The following is a 1,381-nucleotide window of genomic DNA, read 5'->3' on the forward strand; positions in this document are numbered from 1 at the left end:
TGAACCGCCCCGGGTTTCGTGGAGGCTGGTTGGTGTGAGTCAGACCGGGATGGTCTGGTGACTTCGGCTTTCGGATTCTCCTTTCTTCAAGCCCCCCGCAGGGGCCGCCGGAGGCCCCCCAGGTCGTCGGCGCTGCCGCCAGTAGTTGTCTTCAGCCTCGGCCGGCGGGATATAGCCGATTGGCTCCAGAAGCCGGTGATGGTTGAACCATGCGACCCAGGCCAGGGTTGCCAGTTCGACCGCTTCCTTGGTCTTCCACGGGCCACGTCGATGGACCACCTCGGCCTTGTACAGGCCATTGATCGACTCGGCCAGCGCGTTGTCGTAGCTGTCGCCCCTGCTGCCTACCGAAGGTTCGATCCCGGCCTCGGCAAGTCGCTCGCTGTAGCGGATGGAGACGTATTGCGATCCGCGGTCGGAATGGTGAACCAAGTCGCCATGGAGCTGGCCGCGCCGCGCGTACAGCGCTTGCTCCAGCGCATCCAGCACGAAGTCGGTTTGCATCGAAGAGCTGACTCGCCAGCCCACGATGCGCCGGGCGAACACATCGACGACGAAGGCCACGTAGACGAAGCCCTGCCAGGTGGAGACATAGGTGAAGTCGCTCACCCACAGCTGGTTAGGCCTGTCGGCCCGAAACTGGCGGTTGACCCGGTCCAGCGGGCAAGCTGCCTTGGCGTCCGGGATGGTGGTGCGCACGTTCTTGCCGCGCATGGCGCCTTGCAGGCCCAGGCGGCGCATCAGACGCTCCACGGTGCAGCGCGCCACCTCGATGCGCTCGCGGTTGAGCTGCTTCCAGACCTTGTCGGCTCCGTAGACGCACCAGTTGGCGTTCCAGACACGTTCGATCTCGGGGACCAGCAGCGCATCGCGCTGCCGCCTTTGGGGACACAGTGCCGGCTCACGCCGGCGAGCGTCCTCCCTCCAGTAGACCGACGGGGCAACCTGCAGCGTCTTGCAGATCGGCTCGACCCCGAAACGAGCACGGTGCTCGTCCACGAACGGCATCACGGCTTCCAGCGGCGGTCGAGCTCCGCCTGGGCGAAATACGCGCCGGCCAGCTTCAGGATCTCATTGGCCCGGCGCAGTTCGCGTACCTCGCGTTCAAGTTCCTTCACACGCTGTTGGTCGGCCGTCGTGAGACCCTCGCGCACGCCAGAGTCACGCTCGCCCTGGCGCACCCAGCGGCGCAGCGTCTCCGGGGTGCAGCCGATCTTGCCGGCAATCGATTCAATGGCCGCCCATTGGGACGGGTACTGGTCCTTGGCGTCGAAAACCATGCGCACGGCACGCTCGACGACCTCGGGGGAGAACTTGGGTGACTTCCTCATATGGCTCCATACTCTATCGAAGGAGCCTCCTCAAATCCCGGGGCGGTTCA

At 65.2% G+C, this 1,381-nt stretch carries 1 pseudogene and 1 other annotated feature; the pseudogene reads right to left on the reverse strand.

The annotated features are described in order from the left end of the window. Positions 1-132: 132 nt before the first annotated feature. Positions 133-1,331, reverse strand: a pseudogene (locus tag FN976_RS28685) (IS3 family transposase); the annotation flags it as partial. Next, positions 937-1,053: a sequence feature (AL1L pseudoknot), on the reverse strand. (Overlaps the previous pseudogene by 117 nt.) Positions 1,332-1,381: the final 50 nt, after the last annotated feature.

This window comes from Caenimonas sedimenti (assembly GCF_007833165.1).
Taxonomy (GTDB): Bacteria; Pseudomonadota; Gammaproteobacteria; order Burkholderiales; family Burkholderiaceae_C; genus Ramlibacter; species Ramlibacter sedimenti.